Origin of the sequence: Bacillus sp. D7-8 (genome assembly GCF_052055895.1) — a bacterium.
Lineage (GTDB): Bacteria > Bacillota > Bacilli > Bacillales > Bacillaceae > Bacillus > Bacillus velezensis.
Genome location: NZ_CP179922.1, coordinates 250,411 through 272,890, shown reverse-complemented (window position 1 = coordinate 272,890; position 22,480 = coordinate 250,411). Strand labels below are relative to the sequence as shown.

Below are 22,480 nucleotides of genomic sequence, written 5' to 3'. Positions count from 1 at the left end.
TTTCATACAAATGTCACATTCCCCGTGAAAGCCCCGGGACGAACGCCCATGACCTTCAGCCTATTAAACTCGTGATCGCTTCCCCTGTATGAGCCTCAATAAACAGCGGGAAAACCGGCTTGTATACGAGCCTGTACACTTTTCCGCAGCTGTCGTCATCGTAACAACGATCCCAAGCGAGCTCGGCTTTGATGGCCCGGCGGATCGCGTCTTTCGCCTCTTCCATTGTCAATGAAGGAACGGGATCGATTTCCTGGAGCTCTTTCGGATCAATTTCCGGCGGCATATATACAGTGACAAGACCCGTCTTTTTGCTGACACAGATTCTCCCCTCTCCGAATCGCAAATCAACGCCGCCCGAACAAGCCTTATATGTAAGTCCCACGTTTTCTCCTTCATCATCCGGCTCATCATATTGAACCCGGAAATACTGATCCGCTTCCGGAAACATGGCGAATAAAAAGCGGATGGCCATGTGATGGCATTCTTCCTCGGAAAACCTCGGTTCGCCTTCAACTTTTATAAATGACATCACCCCGGTGAGCCGGCCCGATTCTTTATCATGCATTGTTTTCAATACGTGTTCATTCCGTTCTTTAAACAGACTTTCAAAGCTTTTATCTTCCCGTGCGGATTTTGTTTTTTCAGGACGCCAGGCAATGCCGATACGGCCGTCTCCAAGATCCGTTTCCCTCTCTTTATAAAAACCGTCGTGCAGCCCGATCATGTCATTGATGCTCATCTTTTCCGCTTCAGGTGCAGGGCGTGAAATCGGGACATACGGCCGCGTGTCGTCTTCCAGCTCTTCATATTCGTCTAATTCTGCATTCTCTTCCTTCAGGTCGGCCGATATCGGCCGCGTCGGAGACACGATTTCATAGACGAGATGGGGCTTGTCATCCCCCTGCACATAGACGGACTGATGCAGGACGGTGAACAACAGCTCTGCTTCAATATGTTTGACAAAGTGAGCCAATGCTTCCCGCTTGTCCGCAATTGTCTCCGGTCTTATCAGATCATCAGCCTTCCCATGGTAAGAAAAGCCGGTTACTTCCCCTGTCACAGCCAGGTCGATGTAAAACCCGGTCAGCGGAAGCTGCAGACCGTCAGCCATCTGAACATAGGAATATCTCACATCGCCATCATTGGCGGAGCCGCTGTTTTCCAATTCGAACTCAGCCAATGCCCCAGGACGATGGGTTTCTAAAAACGCCCGCATCCGTTTTTTTATGTCCGATTCCGAAAGAGCCGGCAGATCAGTCTGGAAAGCCGGACGGGATAAGTATTTCAGTTTTCCGTCCCGGTCTAATTCGACCATGATGCCGGCTTCCGGATCATTCTTATCTTCCCACCAAAACAGAACCTCATCTTCCCGGTATTCTTCCACATTACTCTCGTAGCGGGCAGGTACGTTTCCGATTCGGAGAGCCAGCTGTTTCAATTCTTCTTTATTCATCATAACACTTCCTTTTCTTCCAAAAAGATTGATGATTACCAAGACTCTTTTATACAAAACTAGTATAATTAACCTGTCCGTCTTCATGACTATCGAATTAATCATTAACAACAGGGGGTAAACCAGATGTCCATCAAAAAAATGAGCGCCGTGTTTTTCATTCTGCTTCTCACGGCATTTACCGCCGCGTGCAGCAGCGAAACGAGCGGCGGCCAGGAAAGCAGCACGGCGAAAGTGAAAATAAAAGAGACGGCATGGGCCGCTTCAGACGATACTGAACATCCGGCCGCGCTGAAAGTAACGGTCACCGTCAAAAATACGGGCAAAGACCCGCTTACCGTCAAAAGCAGCGACTTCTCGCTTTATCAGGATGACGCGAAAACAGCCAAGACCGATAAGGAAGACTTGATGCAGAGCGGCACGCTTCATGCGGGTAAGACAGTGACGGGCAATCTGTACTTCACGGCTGACGAAGGCAAATCCTATGAATTGGTATATCAGCCGCAGGCAAAAGACGCGAAGCCTTTATCTTATAAACTGAAAGTCAAAGGCACAGCCTCCAACGCAAAACCTGACCCAGCGGACGCATTATCCGCATACATTGATGTGATGCTGTACGGCAAGCACAATAAAGATTTCACCCGCCTGACCGGTGTAAATGAAAAAATGACGGCCGCCGCATATCAGGAATCGGCGAAAGCCAGCTTTATCGCTTCTGCAGGCATATCACAAGAACAGGCGGATTCAAAAGCCATTTCCGCTATTATTGACGCCATGTCATCAGCGCTTCGGGATAACACAGAGCTCAAGGTGCATACCAAGTCCATGTCAGGCAAAAAAGCCGTCCTTGAAGCAAAAGTGACGCCGCTTGATATGTCTCCGCTTGCGGGCCAGCTGCAAGACCGCGTGCAAGACTATGCCGGAAAGCACCCTGATGCTGATGAAAACGAAATTGTCAGCCACCTGCTTTCTGTCTATCCGGAAGAGTTTATGCGCCTGAAACCGGCTTCTTCTTCTGTTACAAGAGAAATTGAGATGAAGAAAAACGCCCGCGGCCAGTGGTATCTGGATACAGACGCCGATCTGGAAGGATTGACAGAAGCGTTTTTGAAAACGTCCTGACAACAATAAAGGAAATAGCGCAGGCTATTTCCTTTTTTTATTTTCACTTAAAGATGTCACTGATATATTGAACCTCATCCTCGGTTAACTGCACATTAAGCGCGTCCAGATTGTGTTTCAGCTGGACGGGGCGTTTGGCTCCGGGAATGATCGCATCCACCGCCGACTGCGACAGAAGCCATGCGAGTGCGATATGCGCTGTCTGCGCCCCTTTTTCCTCCGCAACGGCCCGAAGCTTATCCACTCGCTCCAGATTTTGGTGAAAAGCTTCTCCCTGAAACGGCGGCCTGTTCTTTCGGCTGTCCTCAAAGACTGTGTCTTTTGTAAACTTTCCCGTCAGCAAGCCGGAAGCAAGCGGGAAATAAGGAATAAAGGAAATGCCGTTCTTTTCACAATAAGGCAGCAGATCATGCTCCGCCTCACGCTGAATCAGTGAATATTCCGATTGAAAAACCTCTAAATAGCCGTCGGCGTTAAACTCCTGCAGTTGCCGGAAGCTGAGATTGGACGCGCCGATTGCTCTGATTTTCCCTTCGTCCTTCAGTTCTTTTAGCGTGCCCGCCACTTCGGAGAGCGGTGTTTTGCCGTCAGGGAAGTGGACGTAATACAAATCAATCACGTCTGTTTTCAGCCGCTTCAGGCTGTTTTCCGCCTCACTCCGGAGAAATTCACGGCTGTTGTCCAGCTCGATTTGTCCGTTGACCTCTTTGTGCGCGCCTTTTGACGCAATCACGAGGCTGTCCCGCACGCCGCGCTCTGCGACAACTTCACCGATTAACTCTTCGGAACGCCCCAAACCGTATATAAACGCCGTATCAATAAAATTGACGCCGCCGTCCAATGCTGTGCGGATGAGTTCTTTTCCCGTTTCATCATTAAGATTCGGAAACAGATTATGTCCTCCGACCGCATTTGCGCCAAAACCGATACGCTTTACCCGTAAATCCGTCCTGCCCAGCGTACGTGTCTCATCCATGGCTCAGGCTCCCTTCCTTTTATCGCTCTGTTTAGTATTAGATAGACGGTAAGAATTATCCTGCCTGAGAGCCTCTCTACAGAAAAAACCTTGAAAAGCGTTTGCCCTTCAAGGTTTTTTTGGCTGTGTATTAAGATGTCAGAGCTGCGGCGAAGCGTTCGGCTTCATCCGTGAGAGCACCCTCGATTTCCTTATAGCGGCTGGAAATCGTTGAGGCGCTGACGCCGTACTTCTTCGCCAGCTTGGCTTGAGAAACGGACGCGCCGTTCAGAGAAATGCTGTTTACGTAATATTCGACCGCCGCCGCGAAAGCTTCAGGCTTTCTGATCGTCGGTGTTTTTTTGACACAGAACGTTTTCCACAGATCAATTACGGCCGGAACCAGCTCAGCCGGGTATTCATCCCCGCTCAGGCCTTTTTCAATGGCGTCTGCCGTTTCCTTCTCCATGTCGTTGGCCCACTCTGTCTGTTTTTCTTCAGCAGCCTGCTCAGGCTCTTCCGCCGTTCCTAAAAGAGCGGCCAGCACAATGTCGAAGTTTTCCTGCATAAAGCGCTCAGGCGATTTTCCTTCCGCAAGAGCCGGGGCAGCCGCCTTTTTCACTTTGCTGATTAGAGCTTCGGCCCGCTTCACAGGGAAGATCGTAAATTGCATGAAGAACTCCGCTTTTTCCGCTTCGTGGATCGGATAGCCGAGAATCAGGCTTCCCGCCGGCGGAAGATCCTGCTGGCTGACGTCCATTTCCACTTTGAATTGTTTCTTGGTCATCACATCTTCAAAGTGAATCATTCCTTCTCTCACATCTTCAAGCACCATAACGGCAGGTGTCATGCTTTTCCATGATTCAACGATTTCCCGTGTTTTCGGGCGGTTGATGCCGCCGGCTTTTTTCTGAAGATATTCTTCAAAAATCGTCTTGCCGCCTGCCAGCGGACGGAAGAAAATTCCCCAGATGCCGAGGTTGAAGACTCCGATGTCTTTTGTCTGTCTGTCCAGCTCCGTAATGAACGCGTGCTGGTTAATAAATGATGATATGCCGTCTCTATGTGCTGTAAAGGCGTACTCCATTAGGCTTTCCTGAATCTGTTTCGCTTCTTTTGCCGCGATGTCTGCCGGAATGGCAGCTTCTTTGCTTCCGCAGCATTTTTTATATTTCTTCCCGCTGCCGCATGGGCAAGGGGCATTTCTTTTCACTTTTCCCACAATAAACCCTCCGAATTCTGATATAACTTTATTATTTTAACAAAAATAACTTCAGAGGGCTTGGTTTACGGCGAAAAAAGAATATGGAAGAAAAAAAGACCCCGGGATATTCTCATTCTCCGGGGCTTTGAAACTGTTAATTTGTATTTTGTCCGCCGCCGTTCAGACCTTCTTTAATCAGCCCGTTTACTTGGCTGTTCATCAAAAGTCCGATGTGTCCGACACCGTGAATCTGCACGTTTTTCCCGCCGATCAGCCGTGACAGCGGGTTCAGGACGATTAAGTCCGCTGAGCTGTAAATCGATGTATATAAAATCTTTTGGTTCGGATCAGTCCCCGGAAGCGCCCGGTTGGTCACAAGGCCGTTCGCTCCGCCCAGTGTGACGACGTTTGCGATTTTGTCTCCGCCGTCAAGATTTTTAATGTAATAGAGCGTGTTGGCGCCGCCCATGCTGTGCGCGACGATATCGACTTTTTTCGCACCTGTTTCGCTGAGCACTTTTTTCACGTAATTGGACAGTCTCGGCGCATTGTGTCTGTTGTTTCCGGTTTTGTCTAAGAAATCGATGGCGTACATCTCTTTTCTTGACCAGCCTTGGGATGCCAAGTATGTTTTGATTCCCGCGAAGTTAAAGGACGCCCCGCCGATTCCGTGGACCATGACAACAGGGTTATGCCCTGAGGAGGCTTTCGATACGGTCGGCTGGAAGGCAAATACGGAAATGACGGACAGCATACAAACTGTAAGGACAACTAGAATTTTGTTTTTTATATGTTTCATGAACTTTCCTCCTGCTATGTAATATTTTTGCAGTTTTCATTCTATTAGAGAAGAAAAGGAAAAAATAGTGTATTTTTTACTGTTTTCAACAATTAAAAAAAGAGCGGAAAAATGAGAAAGACGCCCCTTTCCCGAAAGCACTCTTATGCTTTAATACGGCATACCAAAAAAGGAGAGAACACCCGGTTCTCTTCTCCTAGTACTCATTGAAATAGGTTTGAATCCGCTTAGGGTCATGCGTTTTTGTCAGCGCAAGCATCAGAAGAATCCGCGCTTTTTGAGGGTTGAGAGAGTTTGAAGCTGTCAAATGGTCTTTTTCATACTCTCGATTAGGTGTTACCGTTCCGTTTCCCGTCCTTGTGGAGCGGACGACCGCCAGCCCGCTTTTGACCGACTTTACGGCGCCTTTTTGCGCCGCATCAGACATTGAGCCGTTTCCCGGGCCTGCAAAAATAATGCCTTGCGCCCCTGATTTTACGGCAGCTTCAAAGAGATAGCTTCCGTCATTTTGATAGCCGTATATAATATCGACCTGCGGCAGTTTATCAAGTTTATCTATCTTGAAATCTGTATCCTTCGTATGCTTTCGGGTCATGATGTTATTAAAATAGATGTCATCAGCAATTGTTCCGATATAACCCATTTCTTCCGATTTGAATGTGTCGGCCGCGGTTGTATTGGTTTTTGTCACATAGCGCGCCGAAGCGATTCTGTCATTTAATACGACAAGCGTCCCCTTACCTTTCGCATCAGGCGCAGCCGCTGTTTTTACAGCGTTATATAAGTTGGATGGCCCGTCCGCTCCGATCGCCGTGGACGGCCTCATTGACCCGGCGACAACAACGGGCTTGTCACTTTTGACCGTCAGATTGAGAAAGTAGGCGGTTTCCTCAAGTGTGTCTGTTCCATGTGTAATGACAATGCCATCTGTATCATCAGACTTGAGCAGCTTGTTTACCCGTTTTGCAAGTTTCAGCAGTGTCTCGTTATTCATATTCTGGCTGCCGATATTCACAACCTGTTCTCCGCTCACATGCGCGACCTCTTTTATCTCCGGAACGGCCTGAATCAGGGCATCAACTCCGATTGCCCCCGCCGTGTACTCCGTAGCTGACGTCTTTGAAGGAGCAGCGCCTGCAATTGTGCCGCCGGTGGCAAGAATTTTAACATTCGGAAGTCCGTCTTTTTTCGCTGGGGCTGCTGCTGCCATCCGGGGCGGTGTTTCTTTCGCTTGAGGAGATTGGGAGCAGCCGGCCGCGATGAAGAGCAGAGCCGTGATAAATGTAATGAAGGGCATGAATTGTTTTTTCATTCTTTTCTCTCCTTTTCTTTATTTATGAAGATTTTCCTCTCACCGGTCAACGCGCTTGTCAGGCAACCTCCCGAAGAAAATAACCGTTAAAAAACCTTGACACCATCATGTGAAATCAAGATAATAGACCAGTCACTATATTTTAAATTTGTCAAAAATCAGTAAGGTGGGAACATTATGAGCTATGGAGATTCTCGTGAAAAAATCCTCGCCGCGGCAACCAGGCTGTTTCAGCTTCAGGGGTATTACGGCACGGGGCTGAATCAGATTATTAAAGAAAGCGGTGCGCCGAAAGGTTCTCTTTACTATCATTTTCCGGACGGCAAAGAGCAGCTCGCCATTGAGGCTGTCAATGAAATGAGCCATTATATCCGTATGAAAATAAAAGAAAGCCTTGATGCCCATCCTGATCCTGCGGAAAGCATTCAAGCGTTTTTACAGGACTTATCAAGCCAATTCACATGTCCGGAGAACTTTGAAGGGTTTCCTGTCGGTTTACTGGCTGCCGAGACTGCTTTAAAGAGCGAAAAGCTCCAGCAGGCCTGTCAAAGCGCTTATCAGGAATGGGAGAATCTGTTCGCGGGCAAATTGAGATCAGCCGGTTTTTCTGATGAGAAAGCGGCGGAAATCAGCACTGTTTTAAATGCCTTGATAGAAGGCGGCATCATTGTGTCCTTAGCCAAAAAAGACAAAATGCCGATCCTCCATATTTCTAAACAAATCCCGAACCTGCTGAAGACATAAAATACGAGAGACATGTACGTATAGAAAGAGAGGAGAATGATTTTGGAAAACGCTCAGCCTTCCAAACAATATAAAGTCATGCCGATCATGATTTCTTTACTGACGGCAGGGTTTATCGGCATGTTCAGTGAAACGGCGCTGAATATCGCCCTGACTGACCTGATGAAGGAGTTACATATCACTCCTGCGACCGTCCAGTGGCTGACGACGGGCTATCTGCTCGTTCTCGGTATTCTTGTCCCGGTATCGGGTCTGCTTTTGCAATGGTTTACGACGAGACAGCTGTTTATCGTTTCACTTGCTTTTTCCATTATCGGCACGCTGATTGCAGCGCTTGCGCCGAGCTTTCCGTTTCTTTTGGCGGCGAGAATCGTGCAGGCTTTAGGAACCGGGCTGCTGCTGCCGCTGATGTTTAATACAATCCTCGTCATCTTCCCGCCGCATAAGCGCGGAGCGGCGATGGGGACGATCGGGCTTGTCATCATGTTCGCTCCTGCGATCGGTCCGACATTTTCAGGGCTTGTGTTAGAGCATTTGAACTGGCATTGGATTTTCTGGATTTCCCTGCCGTTTCTTGTGTTGGCTCTTTTATTCGGCATCGCCTACATGCAGAACGTGTCTGACATTACAAAACCGAAAATTGACGTGCTTTCCATTATTCTGTCTACGATCGGGTTCGGCGGCATCGTATTCGGATTCAGCAATGCGGGCGAAGGATCAGACGGCTGGTCAAGCCCGACGGTTATCGGTTCGCTCACTGTCGGTGCGATCGCGCTCATCTTATTTTCCATCAGGCAGCTGACAATGAAGCAGCCGATGATGAATCTGCGCGCTTTCCGCTATCCGATGTTTGTTCTAGGTGTCGTGATTGTATTTATCTGTATGATGGTTATCTTATCAACAATGCTCCTATTGCCTATGTATTTACAAAGCGGACTGATGCTGACGGCGTTTACGTCCGGGCTCATCCTGCTGCCGGGCGGTATTTTAAACGGCTTTATGTCTCCGGTGACGGGGCGTCTGTTTGATAAATACGGGCCGAAGTGGCTTGTCATTCCCGGGTTTGTCATCACGGCAACTGCGCTTTCGTTTTTCTCAAACATTAACGGCGCTTCAACGGCGCTTCTGATTGTCGCGCTTCACACATGCCTGATGATCGGCATTTCCATGATCATGATGCCGGCGCAAACGAACGGCTTAAACCAGCTGCCGCCGGAATTTTATCCGGACGGAACGGCCATTATGAATACGCTCCAGCAGATGGCCGGCGCAATCGGCACTGCGGTGGCGGTCAGCATCATGGCAGCCGGGCAAAAGAATTATATGAGCACCGTGAAAAACCCGAATGATCCTTCCGCATACTCTCACGCGCTGATTGCGGGCGTCCAGCACGCCTTTATCTTCGCGATGATTGTCGCTGTTATCGGCTTGATCAGCGCCTTCTTTATGAAACGGGTCAAAGTGAATCACTCATAAGAAAACAGCAGGCTCCCCGTGAGTCTGCTGTTTTTTTATATACCGCGCGCTTCAGCCAGTTCATCAATCGCATACATCAGATCATCGGCCGTGTTATAGAAATGAGGCGCCAGCCGGATGATTTGTCCGCTGGGTGCGCATACGATGTTTTTCCGCCTCAACAGCGCAGCCGTTTCCGCCGCTTTTTCATCCCGTATGGAAATCATGCCGGGTCTGTCATCGGCAGACGGCGGCCCTGTGAGGTGCAACCCTTTTTCAGAAGCGTATTCATACGCAAATGTGCTGAGTTTTTTTACTTCCCGGTGAATGCGGTCTGTGCCGGCATCGTTTACTAGAGATAAAGCCGCCTGTGCCGCATATATGCTGATAAATGCCGGGGTTCCGGTCTCAAAGCGTTTGGCTCCGTCCGCATAAGAAAAACGGGTTAAATCCAGCATCGACGCCCGCTGCTGCCCGAACCACCCGGTGACTTTCGGCTTCAGCCGTTCGGCAAGTTCCTTTCTGACATAAAGAAACGCCGTTCCCGGTATGCCGAGCATATACTTTCTCGCACCCGCGGCCAGCATATCAACTCCCCAGTCTTTTACATCAATCGGGATGTGCCCCGCCGATTGATAAGCATCGACAAAAAGAAGCGATCCCTTCTTTGCGGATATCTCGGCAATGCGCTTCATATCCTGGACAAAACCGGACGTATATGACACATGGGGCACACAGGTGAAAAGCGTCTGTTCCGATATGTACGTCTCATACCGCTCTAACGGGATCATTCCGTCTTCAGACGGCACGACTGAAAGCTCCATCTCAGTCTGTGCCTTCAAAATGTGGGCGATCGCCGGAAAATCCAATTCCGTATACACCGCCTGTTTCTTTCGGCAATCCGGCAAAGCAGAAACGACGGCAGAGACAGCAGCCGTTACTGAAGGTAAAACGGCGATTTCTTCAGGATGGGCGCCGATCAATTTCGCAAATTCACACCTTGCCCGCTCCGTTCGTCCAATGGCTTCTTCCCAGTTTCCGCCATGCTGAAGCAGGCTTTCCTGATAGTCATTGACCGCTTTTGAAACCGGCAGGGCAAGAGCGCTTTGAGAGCAGCTGGCGAGCATCGTATGTGTGCGGAGCGCCGGAAATAAAGATCGGTATTGCACCAGAGGCGAATTCAAGACGTGTTTCCCCCTTCGGCAGGAATATATGTCCATTATAGAGTATGGTAAAAAGAAAAGGAGGGTTTTATATGGAGAAAAAAGTATTGCTGACAGGCTTTGACCCCTTCGGCGGGGAAACGGTCAATCCTTCATGGGAAGCGGTCAAACGGCTGAATGGTGCCGCTGAGGGCCCTGCCTCTATCGTATCTGAACAAGTGCCGACCGTTTTTTATAAGTCTCTTGCCGTACTGCGCGAGGCGATCAAAAAGCATCAGCCTGACATTATCATCTGTGTCGGACAGGCAGGCGGCAGAATGCAGATCACGCCGGAACGGGTCGCGATCAATCTCAATGAGGCGCGCATACCGGATAACGAAGGAAACCAGCCTGTCGGGGAAAACATTTCTCAAGGCGGTCCCGCGGCCTATTGGACCGGCCTTCCGATCAAACGGATCGTTGAGGAAATCAAAAAGGAAGGCATTCCCGCGGCTGTATCCTACACGGCGGGGACGTTTGTATGCAATCACCTCTTTTACGGCCTGATGGATGAAATCACCCGCCATCATCCGCACATCCGCGGCGGGTTTATACACATCCCGTACATTCCGGAGCAAACCTTGCAAAAGTCTGCGCCGAGCCTCAGCCTGGATCTCGTGACAAAAGCGCTCAAAATCGCCGCGGTGACCGCCGCGGCGCATGAGGACGATATTGAGACCGGCGGAGGCGAACTTCACTAAGCTGCAGACGGCGCCTCGGCCCATTTCTTCCGGTAAACGATGCGGGACAGCGTCACACTGATTTCATAGAGGACGAGCAGCGGAATCATGACGAGAAAGTCAGACATAAAATCCGGAGGCGTAATCAGCACCGAGACGACGATCAGCACAAAATACGAAAGCTTCCGCGCCTTTGCCAGCCGGGTTGGATTCACGATTCCGATCCGTGTCAGAAACATGACGGCCAGAGGCATTTCAAACAAAAATCCGAACGGCAATGTAAGATTCAGCATAAAGGTAAAATACTTGTCCGCCGTAAATACCATGTCAAACTGGCCGGCGGATAATTGTGTTAAAAATCCGAGCACAATCGGAAACAGCACAAAATACCCGAAGGAAATTCCGATAATAAACAAAACCGAAAGCCCCGGAATGTAAAGCAAAGCGGCGCGGCGTTCAAACGGGGTCAAAGCCGGCGCCGTAAAACGCCAGAGCTGAAAAGCGGCAACCGGAATCGTTGCCGTAAGGGCGCATATTCCCGCAATCATCATATACACCCATAAAATCTCGCTCGGCCCTAAAACGGCCAGCCTGCCATCCAAATCCTTGATCAGCCAGTCATAAATATCCTGCACAAACCAGCAGGCGCCGATAAAAAACACGAGAAAGGCGATAACGGTTTTAATGAGACGCTGCCGAACTTCCTCTAAATGCCCGATCAAGTGGGTTTCTTTTTTATCCAATCGTACATCCTCCTTATAGAGAAAGAGGCAGAAGCGGATTCGTCTGCCCCCATGTCAGGATTCAGCCTGCCGTTTTGTCTTTCTCAGCCGTCTGCTTGTCCGGCTCTTCATTTGAGACCAGTGTTTTTGCGGCGCTTTTAAATTCAAGCAGCGTGCGGCCGGCGGCACGGCCGATTTCCGGAAGCTTTGAAGGCCCGAAAATGATGAGAGCGATAACGAAGATCAGGATCAACCCGGGAATGCCGATATTAGAAAACATGAGTGTGCCTCCTTATTGTGAGATTTTGGCCCGTTTCTTTCTCATTTGCTTTTCATGCGCATTGTTATGGGCGAAGAAACGATCCTCTTCCACCTCGTTTGACTGCTTTACACCGCCTGCAACCGCAGCTTGAGAGACCTTCCGAATCCCCGTCTGGTCTTTCTGATAAATGAATGAAGCCCGCGTGGATACCTCAGCCCCCGGCTCCGTCACGTACGGCACCACTCTGTAATCCGCTCTCCATTGGGCAGGGGTCACCGTACAGCGGACATAGCCGCGGTAATCGTTGAAAAACTTAATATGCGGGTTTTGTTTTAAGATCTGATCCGTATCGGCCCGTTTATCCGCCCCGTTTCCTCCAGATGTAATGGAGGTCCCGACGAATTCGGCTCCGAAAATCTTTGAATTCGTTTGATTAAAATCGGTATGCAGGTTTGACGCCCAGCTTGCGTGAACATCACCCGTCAGCACGATGACATTGTTCAGGTTTTTGCTTTTTATAAAATTGATGACCCGCTCCCGCTGAGCCGGGTAGCCGTCCCATGAATCCATGCTGTATATCGGATTGGCGGTTGTTCCGAAATTCCATTGCGCGAAAAAGATTTGCTGCGCCAGCACATTCCACTTCGCTTTTGAGGCGGCTAAATTTCTGAAGAGCCATTGCTCCTGTTCTGTCCCCATCAATGTGCGCTTCGGGTCTCTCCACTCATCAGAAGGCGGCTTATTCCCGTCGCCGTTGGCCTGATCATCTCTGTACTGTCTTGTATCAAGCACATTGAACGATGCCAAATTGCCATAAGAAAATTGCCTGTACAGCCGCATATCAGGACCGTTCGGCAATGACATGCGCCTGAGCGGCATATGTTCATAATAAGCCTGGTAAGCTGCGGCCCTCCTGAGCACAAACGCTTCAACGGATTGGCCTTTTTCAGGGATAATATTGGCATAATTGTTTTCCACCTCATGATCGTCCCACGTCACGACCCACGGAAATGCGGCGTGGGCGGCTTTCAGATTGGCATCAGAGCGGTATTGGGCATGACGGTTGCGGTAATCTGACAGTGTATACACTTCAGCGCTGCTGTGCGTCCTGACATTTCCCGTTTTTGACACATATTCGTTCGGTCCGTATTCATAAATGTAATCTCCGAGATGGAATACGAGATCAAGCTTTTCCTTCGCCATATGTTTATATGCCGTATAATAGCCGTGTTCATACTGCTGGCATGAGGCAAATGCAAACGTCATGGCGGATACGTCAGCGCCGGGAGCGGGCAGCGTTTTCGTCCGGCCGACGGGACTGAGCTCATGCCCGCTTTTAAACCGGTAATAGTACACTTTATTGGGCTTGAGCCCGTCCGCCTCGACATGGACGGAGTGTCCGAGATTCGGCTTGGCCATTTCCGTTCCGCGTTTGACGATGTGACGAAAATGTTCATCAGCGGCGATTTCCCATTTTACCGGCACGGCCTGCTTCGGCATGCCGCCCCCATTCAGCGGGTCAGGGGCAAGACGCGTCCAGAGAATGACGCTGTCAGACAGCGGATCGCCGGAAGCTACGCCGAGGGTGAACGGATAGTTTGAAAATTTCGGAGCGGCATTCACTTCAAACGCGCCGATGGATTGCGCGATCGCTAACCCGAGGGAAAGACCGGCGATTTTACCGGCGCCCTGTATAAATGCGCGGCGGTCAAACGTATTGTTCTGAAAGCTTTTGTTCTCCAATTCCTTGATCCATTCATCTAAACGGCCGTCATGTGTCATGTCAGTTCCCCTTTCGTCTCATTGATCGCCCTTATTATAAAAAAGAAATGTTAAACCGCTATGAAGAACTGTGAAGGGTTTGTAAGGCTGAAAAATGGACGGCGGGAGACATTTTTCACATTGTTTCGACAAACCTTGCCCCGCCGGGAGAAAACCCCCTCTGTTTCTTTTTGGCTTGTCATCCGTCAAGCGAACTTTTTTCCTATTTTTCTTCACAAGAAATTAAAAAAACACCGTTCATTCTCAGAACGGTGCGCCCGGGATTAAAATGTATTGTACACGTTTTCGCACGTTTCACCTGTCGGCTGATAGAAGCAGTGGGATTTGAATCTCGCGACAAACGGCTGATCATACCAAGTCGGCGGGCAGTTTCCCGGCGGCTTAAAATACCACAGACTGAACTTAGCCGGCCAAAACCGTTCTCCGTTAATCGTCCGGCGGGCAAGCCTCCGCTCGGATTCACGCGGTCTCTGGTAAAAGTATCCGTGAGTCACCGCTTCAAACGCGTGCGGCTGAAACACCATCTGCCTGATGGTGCGCAGGCCTTTAAAATCAGAACAATTCGCCCGCACCCGATTGATTCCCACATTGCCGACCAAAAGCATTCCCTGCTTCCCTTCGCCTTCCGCTTCCGCCCTGAGCAGCCTTGCCATTAGATCCAGATCGGCGCTCGACGCTTTTACGACTGCCATCATGACACCTCCCGTATTTTCTCCCTTCATCATATTCAGCCGCGGCCCAGTGATGACAGACAAAAGCCAGAAAACAAATGTTCACGAAAAACGGGTTTATATTTCACGTTATGAGGAAACATACTAACATGATTTCCATAAGGAGGAATTCGCATGGAACACATTAAAGCGCTTGCCATTAAAGGCATTATGACCATCATTATTCTGTATCTGATACTCGGCTTAGGTTTTCGCTTTACATTCGGCGACGTGCTGCTGATGACCATTGTGCTGGGAGCCGTTTCTTACTTTACGGGCGACCTGTACGTGCTTCCGAGATGGAATAATATCACGGCGGCATCCGCTGATTTCGGAATCGCGTTTCTTGTTGTCTGGCTGATGGGAATGCCGCTGTCCATGGGCATTTCCGGAGGAAGACTGGCGTTTGCCGCTCTTATTTCCGCCGTCATCATCGCCGTCGGAGAATATTTTTTCCATATCTATCTGATGAGAAAAGACTTGGGCGGGTCCCGTTTTTTAGAACCCCGGTCCGAATAACGTAAAAAAGGCCGGATAAAAGCCCCTTTAAAGGGGGCTTTTTATTTGTAAAGTATAAACGCTTTATACATCTTGATATAACTGATAAACCCTTTTCAGCCTTTCTTCGAGCTGTTCAAAATGAACAAAGCGGGCTTCTCTCAGAAACTCAGTCCCATCAATGAACAAAAGAAGCACGGGAACAGTGAAGACTGAAAATCTGCCGGCCACCTCTTCTACCTCGTCAGCATTGATATGCCCCAATTTGATATTCGGAAACTGATCCAATACTTTTCTGAGCTGCGGCAGAACAGCGTGACATACTGTACAGGCGGGTCTTGAAATGTAGATAAAACTGAATTGATGCTGCTTAATAAAATTCTCGATAGAATCTAATGAATGTAAGTCTGTCAGCTCTTTCATCAAAATCCTCCTTCAAATCGGCTCGTCTTTCATGACCAAGCTCATCAATACTCGTACATTCACTATACACATTTATATTGATCATATCCGCTTTTTTGATATTCAGAGCACCTGAACGTTTTGCTTAAAAAATAAAAGAACAGTTACCGCTTTTCAGTAACTGTTCTTAGATACTTATATTAAAAATGCAAAGCGTACGCCCCTGAACCGATGAGTGCAACTCCGATGGAGACTGCAATCAGCACCAAGTTATATTCAAAACCGCCGGCACCGTTCGCAAACCCTTTCGCTCCATGGACTTTTACAATGGCACCTAACATAATGATCGTTATGATAGCAGCTCCAAGCGGGAGGAATACACCTAAAATAAATAGAATTCCGCTTGCGAGTTCCCCGAGACCTGATAAAGCGGCCGCGGCATTGCCTGGTTTAACTCCAATTGACTCGAACCATTGTCCGGTTCCTTTAATTCCGTATCCGCCAAACCAGCCGAATAATTTTTGTGATCCATAAAACAGAAACACCACACCAATCATGATTCGAATAAGTAATAGTCCTGCATCTTCCATTTTTATCTCTCCTTATTTTTCATATTATATGATGTCTGCAAGGCAGCTGTTTACCAACAGTCGCTTCCAGCAAACATCTGTTAAATGTATGTCTTGTTATTTTTCTTCATGCTTCACGTTCATCTATCAATCAATCTAATTCTCTCACTTCAAACGGCAGCAGCCCTTGTTCAATTTGTGCCCGGTGCGGTTCATACTGCTCAGGGAGCATCAGTTTTCCGCCCATTGTTTCTTGTGACTCATCATGGGCAAAGCCCGGCGGATCAGTTGCGATCTCAAATAAGATTTCCCCATGTTCTCTGAAGTAAACCGCATTAAAATAGTTTCTATCCTGAACAGGAGTCACACCATATCCGTGCGCAGCAATGAACCTTTGCCAATCTAATTGATCTTCGTCATCCTGAGCCCGCCAAGCGATGTGATGGACCGTGCCGACACCCATTTGCCCGCGGCCGATAGGCGTTAACTTAAGGTCAATCACATTTCCGATATCACCGGCAGAACGATAACGAACGAAGTCTCCTTCTTTACCGACTCGCTCAAGCCCCATGATGTTTTCCAGCAGTTTACCTGTTTTTTCAGGCTGTGCTGATAACAGGGTCGCACCGCCAAAGCCTTTAATGGCAACATCCGGGGTTACATCTCCGAAAGTCCACGTATTGGCCTCCCCTGCTTCTCTTTCCACGATTTCTAAATGCAGGCCATGCGGGTCATCAAATTCTATATATTGTTCTCCAAAACGCTCGATTTTTGTGTATGGAATGTTGAACTTTTCAAGTCTCTTTTCCCAAAACGCCATGGCACCCTTCGGCACGGCGTAAGATGTCACGCCAACCTGTCCGTCTCCAATGATGCCTTGGCGGGCGCCCGCCCACGGAAAGAATGTGATGATTGTTCCCGGCTTCCCGCCTTCATCCCCAAAATAAAGGTGATACGTACCCGGATCATCAAAATTGACCGTTTGCTTGACCAATCGCAGCCCCAGCACTCCAGCGTAGAAATCAGCATTCTCTTGAGGGTGACCGACAATTGCTGTAATATGATGGATGCCCATCGTTTTTTTCGCCATTTTTATTCGCTCCTTTGCAAATAGTTAAATATACTCCACAAACTCATTCACAGGCTTTCGGTAGCCGCGCGGCCTTCTGCTTTCTATTTTTTCTTTCCCGATTGTAATCATCATGACGACCTCAAATTGATCATCTATATTCAAAATCTGTTTCACGGCTTCAGCATCAAACCCTATCATCGGACAGGTGTCCCAGCCTTTTTCCTTAGCACTCAGCATAAACATCATCGCAGAAAGTGAAGCATTTCTTATCGCCTCATCTCTCTTAAATGGTTCTCCCCTGTTTTCATAAAACGAAACGGTGTCTTGAACCATGTGATCATACTCTTGTTTATTTAATACCCCCAGCATCTTCAATCCTTCATAGATGTCAGCCGCTTGCTGATATGCCTGCTTATCCCCTAAAACCAAAAGAACAGCTGATGAGCTAAACACTTTATATTGTCCGTTTGCGGCCTGTTTCAGCTTTTCTTTTACATCCGGGTCAAGAACCGTCACATATTTTGTGTGCTGCAAATTAAAAGCTGATGGAGCCAACGCAACCAATTCAAACATTTCGTTGAGTTCATCTCTTGTGATTGGATGTTCTGGAAGAAAGTTGCTTGCAGATCTTCTTTCATTCACTAGCTGTACAAATTCAGCCATTTCCCTCGTACCCCCTTTATCTCGAATTCGAGATATTATAGTATAAAAAATCAAATAACATATGATCAAAAACGAAACGTTCTCTTCACTGATCTTTTCGTGATTCAAACGATCAGCAGGTTCTTATCCTGCACTCTAATTAAATTATCTTGAATTAAAAAATCTTGAATTCGAGATAATAATAAAAGATAAATACTCAAATGTCAACAGTTCATTTTTAAATTCAGCGTCATTTTGTCTGTGTACTGTTTAGCCCTGCTCCAACTTTTTTTCTGTCACCTTATTTATTAGTAAACAGGAAACAACCTTGCTATAGACCCACTCGAAACTGAATTGGTACGATAAGCAAAGTGATTACACAAGAAAGGATACGGAGAGCGAATCAAAAGCGCCCCTATTTTTTTGTGCAGTTTTATAGGAGGAAAAAATGACAAGTGAAAGAGAACAAATAAGCAAAAAAGTTGCTTTGATTGCATTGATAGCCAATCTGATCTTAATGGCAGGAAAGATCTTTTTTGGACTGATAGGCGATAGTGAAGCAGTTTTTGCCGACGGTATACATTCTGCAGCGGATGTCGTGGCTTCAATTGCTGTCCTGGCCGTCATCGGCATTTCTAATAAGCCGCCCGATCAAGACCATCCTTTTGGGCATGGCAAAGCTGAGGTCATCAGCGAAGCGATTGTAGGAATCATATTAGTGCTCGTTTCCGTGTATATTCTGATAGAAGCGATTTCGTCCTTTGTTGAAGGTCCAAGCATCCCGCAATACAGCGCATTGTTTGCGGCTCTGATATCCTACGCGGCTAAGCAGATCTTATATCGTTATTCGATCAAACAAGGGGAAAAATGGAACAGTAAAGCGATTATAGCGATTGCATACGATCATAAAGGCGATATCGTTGCCTCTCTTGCCGCTTTTATCGGCGTCCTATTGGCGATTATCGGGAACACACGCGGATGGTCCTATCTGTTGTACGCCGATGCAATTGCCAGTGTCATCGTGGCGTACCTTATTTTTAAGATTTCAATGGAATTAATCAAGCCGTCTGTTGACGTTCTCATGGAAAAAAGTGTTGATCCCGAACTGATAGAGGAATATAAAGCCGTTATTTTGCATTGCCCTCAAGTCAAACGGCTCGATAAAATCCGAGCAAGAGAACACGGCCACTATAAATTGCTTGATGTCCGGTTATCTTTGGATCATGATTTGACGATTAAGCAGGGACACGATATTGCCCGCGAAATCCGAAATGAAATCCAAAGACACTTTTCAGATGTTGAAGAAGTGCTCATCCACGTGAATCCTTATTTTGAAGAATGAAAAAGCAGCTTGTAGAGAAAACGATGTTTTTTCTGCAAGCTTTTTTGTTTTGTGCTGTTTCTTTACATATTCATTTGATTTCAGGTGCAGAAAAAGCACTCCCACATGCCTAGCTTTGCTTGGCTGGGTATGTGGCAATCTTCAACATCATTTTGAATAAGATCAGCGGATCAAGTGAGGGGCGGTCTTTATTTTCACTGCAGTAAGGTTTGACCTTTTCAACTATGAAAGAGAAGTCTATGTATTTATCAATTTTTCGAAGAAGGTGATCCTCTTCGACGAGTTGGTCAAACAGAACGAATTCGGCTCTGTTTTGAGAAAAATTTCTTGTGTGGAACATGAGAAAGAAACCGTTTTTTTCAGTCTTTCTTTTATTTTATGACAAGGGAAAAATAAAGGCTGTCGAGATTTTCTCGACAGCATGAAGGCCGGATAACGGCCTTTTTCGTTTGATTTCACTGATCAATATGCTTTCTGATAAAATGCAGCAGCGTGTTTCCTTGAGCGGTCAATATGACGCCCTTCGCGCCGCACTTCGGACAGGGCGTCCCTTCCTTCTCCTCGCCGGTTCCTTCACAATGCGGACACGTGAGCTCAAGATCGTCGGTTGCGATCACCATGAATATCCCTCCTTTTTTGATTGTCTGTCCGTCTCCAGTCACTTTCCATGGCCATCACCTCCTTAACAATACAAAAAAACCCCGTCCATCAAAGGACGAGGTTTTCGCGGTGCCACCTTTATTAACGGCTGATAAGCCATTCTCTCAAAAAGTACAGAAACACACGGTTTCAATACTCCTTTCTTGATAACGGGGAAAGAATCCCGGCACCGCCTACTGTCATTTCAGCGCAGCAATTCAGAAGCCCATTCGGCACCGGACGGGGATCGGTTCACAGCGGCCACCGACTCTCTGAACCCCGCGCGCTGATGCGTACTTACTCTTCCTCAGCATTGTTCATCCGTTCTTTTATTTTAAAATGTATCATACGCTGTCATCCGGCGGAAGTCAATAACCTTTTGGATCGGTCAGGCCGAGCATGTCCCGCGCCATTTGCATATGCTCCTCTTGCCCCGTCTGAAGCGCGAACTTCGCCGTTTCCACAGGGTAAGCGGCCTGCCATTCTGTCACATGCTGATTTTCGTTTACAAAAATATGCGGAGGGTGCAAGCCATGGATCAGCGCGGAAAAAATCAAGCCAGTACGAGCTGTCATTTATCCACGTTTGCCATCTTTTCCAAAGCCCAGCTTACCGGCTGCCTCCGCTGACAAATTTTGATCCCTCGCGTAAATCTTTCGCCTCCAAAAAGAAGACGTGAATGAATTTTTTCATATTGACTTTAACCGGAGAAAGCGGCACGGTTTCCTTAGCCTGCATTTCTTTCATTCTCTTGCTGACAGCGGGGAAATCAAAGAATTTCGAGGCGTAATATTCAAATTTGGGGTTTGAAAAATCAGTTGTGCCCAATGAAGCGAAATGGTTTAACGAATGAATGACGGCCCTTCTGATCCGCTGTTCCGAGGCTTTGATTTCCCTGTTAACCTCGGCTTGTGCCGCCGCAGGCCCCAGCTTCCGGATGGCGACGTTTGTAAACATCTGCTTTAAAGACGGGATGTTTCTTTCCGCCTGTTCATCCTCAAATAAATAGTGAAGGACGGCCATGAGGTCATGCGCCCCGCTTTCTCCCACGATGCCTAATTCCGATAAAAGAAATTTTCCTGTTTCTTTGATTGATTTCTCGCGCATCCCCCCCGGCCCGCTTTTTTTCGGCTCATTCCGCTGAATAAGACGGCTTAACGAGTGTTGGATGTCGCCGATCGAGGTTTCCAGTTCAATCCGCTCTTTTACTTTTCGCAAAACGGTGACAATCTCGATTTTGTTGATCGGTTTGTGGATAAAGTATTCGATGCCGAGAGAATAAGCTTCTCCCACCATTTCCTTTGCCTCCACCTGCGATATCATCACCGCTTTTCCGTTGTACGATCCCTGAAGATGCCGGATCGTCTCAATCCCGTCCCGACCCGGCATCAGCAGATCAATTAATAAAATATCGACTTGTTTAAAATGGAGATAATGCCCTTCAATCTGGCTTCCGTCCTCTGCCTCACCGACGACTTCTCCTAAGTCCTCGTCCTCGATCATCTGTTTTAAAATGGAACGGATCGCCCGGTCATCATCAGCTATAAAAAAACGCATATTATGAGTTCATCCTTTCTGCAATCAAATGCTTCACCGGCAGTTTAATCGTAAATATGACGCCTTTTGGCTTGTTATGAAAGGAAATGTCTCCGTCAAGTTCAGTTACGATTTCCTTCACGTAAGTAAGCCCGATGCCCGTTGAAGGTGTGCCGAATTCATCGTATTTGGACGTAAACCCGGGATCATAAACGACCTCTCCGATTTTTTCCGGAATGCCGGGACCGTCATCTTCCGCCTGAAATTCAGCCTTTTCTCCTTCCGCCCTGCGCAGCGCGAGGCGGATCTCACCCCTGTCTCCCATGGCTTCGACGGCATTGGCGGTCAGGTTATTTAAGATCGACAGGACGGTAAAGACGTGATAATCGGGATGTTCTCCTTCAATCACGCTCCGGAATTGAATGTCCTTGCCTAAAGATTCGGCGTATTTTTCATTGATTCGGATGACGATGCCGACCAGAGCGGCGGCATTCATGTAATCCCGGAATCTCTCATTGGAAATCAGCTTCGACAAACCGGCGAATATTCGCTGATTGTCTTTTTTCACTTCATGAATTTCTCCCGCAAGGCGCAGCATTCGGCTACCGAGCTCCCGGTCGTTCCCGCTCATTTCCCGATATAGCTGATAGGATTCTTTCGTCACATGCTCCGTCGTTTTCAGCGTTTTTTTCAAATGAATCGTTTCTTCATATAAGTTAGACACAATCATCAGCATGTGCTCATGCTGCTTTCTCGTTTGTTTTTCCCTGACCTGAGATTCGTGCAGCTTCATCACGTTGAAAAAACTCAGCACAATAAATGTGTGAGAAACAGCGATAACCGCAATATCCGCCAGCTTGTCCGGCATCATAATCTGCCGGCCGCCGGAAAACTGAACCGTCATTTCAACGGCATCGGACGCAATTTCAATGAGAAAACCGAGAAACCCGATCATCAGCGGCCGATCCCAAAAAAGCCTGACCTTCAGCACATAAAACAAGCAGGCATATGTAAAGTAAAAAAAGAAACTGGGATATTGGCTGAAAAAAGCCTCCGTAAAGCCGGCATGCTCTCCTCCCCAGCACTCCAGGCCGATCCGGAATGCCACAACGGCTGCACCTGTCAACAGCCCTGACAATACTGCCGGCACATGCCGAAGCAGCAGCAGAAAAAAGAAAAAAGCCGGGGCGCCGAAGCTGATCCGATATACCTCATTCAGGGGGTAAAATTTCAGTTCCCCCGCCAGCGGCACGGTGATCAGCATAAGGGCGAAAAGATAGCCGTCTTTTTTCAGTAAATAGTCGAGCCTGATCATAATCACTTCCTTCTTCTGTCTATTTTGAACAAGACCGATACAGTCCGCAAATTTCTTTAG

General features: G+C 47.9%; 23 protein-coding genes, 2 pseudogenes and 1 other annotated feature. Of the genes and pseudogenes, 6 read left to right on the top strand and 19 right to left on the bottom strand.

Annotated elements, in window-relative coordinates; genetic code table 11:
• Positions 1-55: 55 nt before the first annotated feature.
• Positions 56-1,456, bottom strand: a complete 1,401-nt coding sequence (locus tag ACKTRM_RS01525) for a YcdB/YcdC domain-containing protein (protein WP_041482174.1) — start codon at positions 1,454-1,456, stop codon at positions 56-58.
• 126 nt (positions 1,457-1,582) lie between these two features.
• Between ACKTRM_RS01525 and ACKTRM_RS01520 the strand changes: the two genes are divergently transcribed.
• A complete protein-coding gene (locus ACKTRM_RS01520) occupies positions 1,583-2,578 on the top strand; it encodes a DUF5105 domain-containing protein (RefSeq protein WP_007409036.1) in 996 nt (331 codons plus the stop codon).
• Positions 2,579-2,621: 43 nt separating this feature from the next.
• On the opposite strand, the gene ACKTRM_RS01515 is transcribed toward ACKTRM_RS01520, so the two are convergent.
• The 4 genes from ACKTRM_RS01515 to ACKTRM_RS01500 all read right to left on the bottom strand — a co-directional run bounded on the left by ACKTRM_RS01515 (position 2,622) and on the right by ACKTRM_RS01500 (position 6,848).
• Positions 2,622-3,554 (bottom strand): aldo/keto reductase, encoded by a 933-nt coding sequence (locus ACKTRM_RS01515; protein WP_011996277.1) that lies wholly within the window; start codon positions 3,552-3,554, stop codon positions 2,622-2,624.
• Positions 3,555-3,684: 130 nt separating this feature from the next.
• A complete protein-coding gene (locus tag ACKTRM_RS01510) occupies positions 3,685-4,755 on the bottom strand; it encodes a helix-turn-helix domain-containing protein (protein ID WP_011996276.1) in 1,071 nt (356 codons plus the stop codon).
• Between the two features lie 136 nt (positions 4,756-4,891).
• The gene (locus ACKTRM_RS01505) at positions 4,892-5,536 is read right to left on the bottom strand and encodes an esterase/lipase family protein (protein WP_011996275.1); all 645 of its coding nucleotides are present in this window, start codon (positions 5,534-5,536) and stop codon (positions 4,892-4,894) included.
• Between the two features lie 196 nt (positions 5,537-5,732).
• Complete coding sequence (locus tag ACKTRM_RS01500) at positions 5,733-6,848, bottom strand: type II asparaginase (protein ID WP_011996274.1); 1,116 nt, start codon at positions 6,846-6,848, stop codon at positions 5,733-5,735.
• Positions 6,849-7,025: 177 nt separating this feature from the next.
• Here ACKTRM_RS01500 and ACKTRM_RS01495 point away from each other — a divergent pair, with 177 nt between their 5' ends.
• Together ACKTRM_RS01495 and lmr(B) are read left to right on the top strand one after the other, a co-directional pair.
• A complete protein-coding gene (locus ACKTRM_RS01495) occupies positions 7,026-7,592 on the top strand; it encodes a TetR/AcrR family transcriptional regulator (protein ID WP_011996273.1) in 567 nt (188 codons plus the stop codon).
• Between the two features lie 36 nt (positions 7,593-7,628).
• Entirely contained in the window at positions 7,629-9,068 is a 1,440-nt protein-coding gene (gene lmr(B), locus ACKTRM_RS01490; RefSeq protein ID WP_041482173.1) for a lincomycin efflux MFS transporter Lmr(B), read from the top strand.
• 35 nt (positions 9,069-9,103) lie between these two features.
• On the opposite strand, the gene ACKTRM_RS01485 is transcribed toward lmr(B), so the two are convergent.
• Complete coding sequence (locus tag ACKTRM_RS01485) at positions 9,104-10,231, bottom strand: aminotransferase class V-fold PLP-dependent enzyme (protein ID WP_011996271.1); 1,128 nt, start codon at positions 10,229-10,231, stop codon at positions 9,104-9,106.
• Positions 10,232-10,302: 71 nt separating this feature from the next.
• On the opposite strand from ACKTRM_RS01485, the gene pcp reads away from it, so the two are divergent.
• Positions 10,303-10,950, top strand: coding sequence for a pyroglutamyl-peptidase I (gene pcp / locus ACKTRM_RS01480; RefSeq protein ID WP_011996270.1), 648 nt, complete (start codon positions 10,303-10,305; stop codon positions 10,948-10,950).
• On the opposite strand, the gene tatC is transcribed toward pcp, so the two are convergent.
• The 4 genes from tatC to ACKTRM_RS01460 form a co-directional block, all read right to left on the bottom strand.
• Positions 10,947-11,672 (bottom strand): twin-arginine translocase subunit TatC, encoded by a 726-nt coding sequence (tatC, locus tag ACKTRM_RS01475; RefSeq protein ID WP_011996269.1) that lies wholly within the window; start codon positions 11,670-11,672, stop codon positions 10,947-10,949. The genes pcp and tatC overlap by 4 nt on opposite strands.
• A gap of 61 nt (positions 11,673-11,733) precedes the next feature.
• Entirely contained in the window at positions 11,734-11,931 is a 198-nt protein-coding gene (locus ACKTRM_RS01470; RefSeq protein ID WP_003156681.1) for a twin-arginine translocase TatA/TatE family subunit, read from the bottom strand.
• Positions 11,932-11,943: 12 nt separating this feature from the next.
• Positions 11,944-13,695: an alkaline phosphatase D family protein gene (locus tag ACKTRM_RS01465; protein WP_011996268.1), complete on the bottom strand. Its 1,752-nt coding sequence runs from the start codon at positions 13,693-13,695 to the stop codon at positions 11,944-11,946.
• A 263-nt stretch (positions 13,696-13,958) separates the two neighbouring features.
• Positions 13,959-14,387 carry a cell wall hydrolase gene (locus ACKTRM_RS01460; RefSeq protein WP_011996267.1) on the bottom strand — a complete coding sequence of 143 codons (429 nt, stop codon included), beginning with the start codon at positions 14,385-14,387 and terminating at the stop codon, positions 13,959-13,961.
• A gap of 153 nt (positions 14,388-14,540) precedes the next feature.
• Here ACKTRM_RS01460 and ACKTRM_RS01455 point away from each other — a divergent pair, with 153 nt between their 5' ends.
• Entirely contained in the window at positions 14,541-14,924 is a 384-nt protein-coding gene (locus ACKTRM_RS01455; protein WP_003156684.1) for a DUF2512 family protein, read from the top strand.
• A 63-nt stretch (positions 14,925-14,987) separates the two neighbouring features.
• Here the strand turns inward: ACKTRM_RS01455 and ACKTRM_RS01450 are convergent, their stop codons facing one another.
• The 4 genes from ACKTRM_RS01450 to ACKTRM_RS01435 all read right to left on the bottom strand — a co-directional run bounded on the left by ACKTRM_RS01450 (position 14,988) and on the right by ACKTRM_RS01435 (position 17,609).
• Complete coding sequence (locus tag ACKTRM_RS01450; RefSeq protein ID WP_011996266.1) at positions 14,988-15,326, bottom strand: thioredoxin family protein; 339 nt, start codon at positions 15,324-15,326, stop codon at positions 14,988-14,990.
• 179 nt (positions 15,327-15,505) lie between these two features.
• On the bottom strand, positions 15,506-15,895 hold the full coding sequence (locus ACKTRM_RS01445; protein ID WP_007609195.1) for a DoxX family protein: 390 nt from the start codon (positions 15,893-15,895) through the stop codon (positions 15,506-15,508).
• A gap of 130 nt (positions 15,896-16,025) precedes the next feature.
• The gene (locus ACKTRM_RS01440; protein ID WP_011996265.1) at positions 16,026-16,964 is read right to left on the bottom strand and encodes a ring-cleaving dioxygenase; all 939 of its coding nucleotides are present in this window, start codon (positions 16,962-16,964) and stop codon (positions 16,026-16,028) included.
• A 24-nt stretch (positions 16,965-16,988) separates the two neighbouring features.
• Complete coding sequence (locus ACKTRM_RS01435; protein ID WP_011996264.1) at positions 16,989-17,609, bottom strand: nitroreductase family protein; 621 nt, start codon at positions 17,607-17,609, stop codon at positions 16,989-16,991.
• Between the two features lie 427 nt (positions 17,610-18,036).
• On the opposite strand from ACKTRM_RS01435, the gene ACKTRM_RS01430 reads away from it, so the two are divergent.
• On the top strand, positions 18,037-18,930 hold the full coding sequence (locus ACKTRM_RS01430) for a cation diffusion facilitator family transporter (protein WP_011996263.1): 894 nt from the start codon (positions 18,037-18,039) through the stop codon (positions 18,928-18,930).
• Between the two features lie 145 nt (positions 18,931-19,075).
• On the opposite strand, the pseudogene ACKTRM_RS01425 reads toward ACKTRM_RS01430, so the two are convergent.
• The 5 genes and pseudogenes from ACKTRM_RS01425 to ACKTRM_RS01405 form a co-directional block, all read right to left on the bottom strand.
• Positions 19,076-19,270, bottom strand: a pseudogene (locus ACKTRM_RS01425) (IS5/IS1182 family transposase); the annotation flags it as partial.
• Positions 19,271-19,385: 115 nt separating this feature from the next.
• On the bottom strand, positions 19,386-19,550 hold the full coding sequence (locus tag ACKTRM_RS01420) for a tryptophan RNA-binding attenuator protein inhibitory protein (protein WP_007409016.1): 165 nt from the start codon (positions 19,548-19,550) through the stop codon (positions 19,386-19,388).
• Between the two features lie 88 nt (positions 19,551-19,638).
• Positions 19,639-19,889, bottom strand: a binding site (T-box leader).
• 48 nt (positions 19,890-19,937) lie between these two features.
• A pseudogene (locus tag ACKTRM_RS01415) lies at positions 19,938-20,172 on the bottom strand (hypothetical protein); the annotation flags it as partial.
• Positions 20,173-20,178: 6 nt separating this feature from the next.
• Complete coding sequence (locus ACKTRM_RS01410) at positions 20,179-21,126, bottom strand: DNA-binding domain-containing protein (RefSeq protein WP_011996260.1); 948 nt, start codon at positions 21,124-21,126, stop codon at positions 20,179-20,181.
• Between the two features lies 1 nt (position 21,127).
• Complete coding sequence (locus ACKTRM_RS01405) at positions 21,128-22,420, bottom strand: sensor histidine kinase (RefSeq protein ID WP_023356687.1); 1,293 nt, start codon at positions 22,418-22,420, stop codon at positions 21,128-21,130.
• Between the last annotated feature and the right edge of the window lie 60 nt (positions 22,421-22,480).

Excerpts from the sequence above, each read along its gene's own strand:
- ACKTRM_RS01525 (WP_041482174.1), bottom strand. The coding sequence starts at position 1,456 with ATGAATAAAGAAGAATTGAAACAGCTGGCTCTCCGAATCGGAAACGTA.
- ACKTRM_RS01520 (WP_007409036.1), top strand. The coding sequence starts at position 1,583 with ATGTCCATCAAAAAAATGAGCGCCGTGTTTTTCATTCTGCTTCTCACG.
- ACKTRM_RS01515 (WP_011996277.1), bottom strand. The coding sequence starts at position 3,554 with ATGGATGAGACACGTACGCTGGGCAGGACGGATTTACGGGTAAAGCGT.
- ACKTRM_RS01505 (WP_011996275.1), bottom strand. The coding sequence starts at position 5,536 with ATGAAACATATAAAAAACAAAATTCTAGTTGTCCTTACAGTTTGTATG.
- ACKTRM_RS01500 (WP_011996274.1), bottom strand. The coding sequence starts at position 6,848 with ATGAAAAAACAATTCATGCCCTTCATTACATTTATCACGGCTCTGCTC.
- ACKTRM_RS01495 (WP_011996273.1), top strand. The coding sequence starts at position 7,026 with ATGAGCTATGGAGATTCTCGTGAAAAAATCCTCGCCGCGGCAACCAGG.
- pcp (WP_011996270.1), top strand. The coding sequence starts at position 10,303 with ATGGAGAAAAAAGTATTGCTGACAGGCTTTGACCCCTTCGGCGGGGAA.
- ACKTRM_RS01470 (WP_003156681.1), bottom strand. The coding sequence starts at position 11,931 with ATGTTTTCTAATATCGGCATTCCCGGGTTGATCCTGATCTTCGTTATC.
- ACKTRM_RS01465 (WP_011996268.1), bottom strand. The coding sequence starts at position 13,695 with ATGACACATGACGGCCGTTTAGATGAATGGATCAAGGAATTGGAGAAC.
- ACKTRM_RS01460 (WP_011996267.1), bottom strand. The coding sequence starts at position 14,387 with ATGGCAGTCGTAAAAGCGTCGAGCGCCGATCTGGATCTAATGGCAAGG.
- ACKTRM_RS01455 (WP_003156684.1), top strand. The coding sequence starts at position 14,541 with ATGGAACACATTAAAGCGCTTGCCATTAAAGGCATTATGACCATCATT.
- ACKTRM_RS01450 (WP_011996266.1), bottom strand. The coding sequence starts at position 15,326 with ATGAAAGAGCTGACAGACTTACATTCATTAGATTCTATCGAGAATTTT.
- ACKTRM_RS01445 (WP_007609195.1), bottom strand. The coding sequence starts at position 15,895 with ATGGAAGATGCAGGACTATTACTTATTCGAATCATGATTGGTGTGGTG.
- ACKTRM_RS01440 (WP_011996265.1), bottom strand. The coding sequence starts at position 16,964 with ATGGCGAAAAAAACGATGGGCATCCATCATATTACAGCAATTGTCGGT.
- ACKTRM_RS01435 (WP_011996264.1), bottom strand. The coding sequence starts at position 17,609 with ATGGCTGAATTTGTACAGCTAGTGAATGAAAGAAGATCTGCAAGCAAC.
- ACKTRM_RS01430 (WP_011996263.1), top strand. The coding sequence starts at position 18,037 with ATGACAAGTGAAAGAGAACAAATAAGCAAAAAAGTTGCTTTGATTGCA.
- ACKTRM_RS01420 (WP_007409016.1), bottom strand. The coding sequence starts at position 19,550 with ATGGTGATCGCAACCGACGATCTTGAGCTCACGTGTCCGCATTGTGAA.
- ACKTRM_RS01410 (WP_011996260.1), bottom strand. The coding sequence starts at position 21,126 with ATGCGTTTTTTTATAGCTGATGATGACCGGGCGATCCGTTCCATTTTA.
- ACKTRM_RS01405 (WP_023356687.1), bottom strand. The coding sequence starts at position 22,420 with ATGATCAGGCTCGACTATTTACTGAAAAAAGACGGCTATCTTTTCGCC.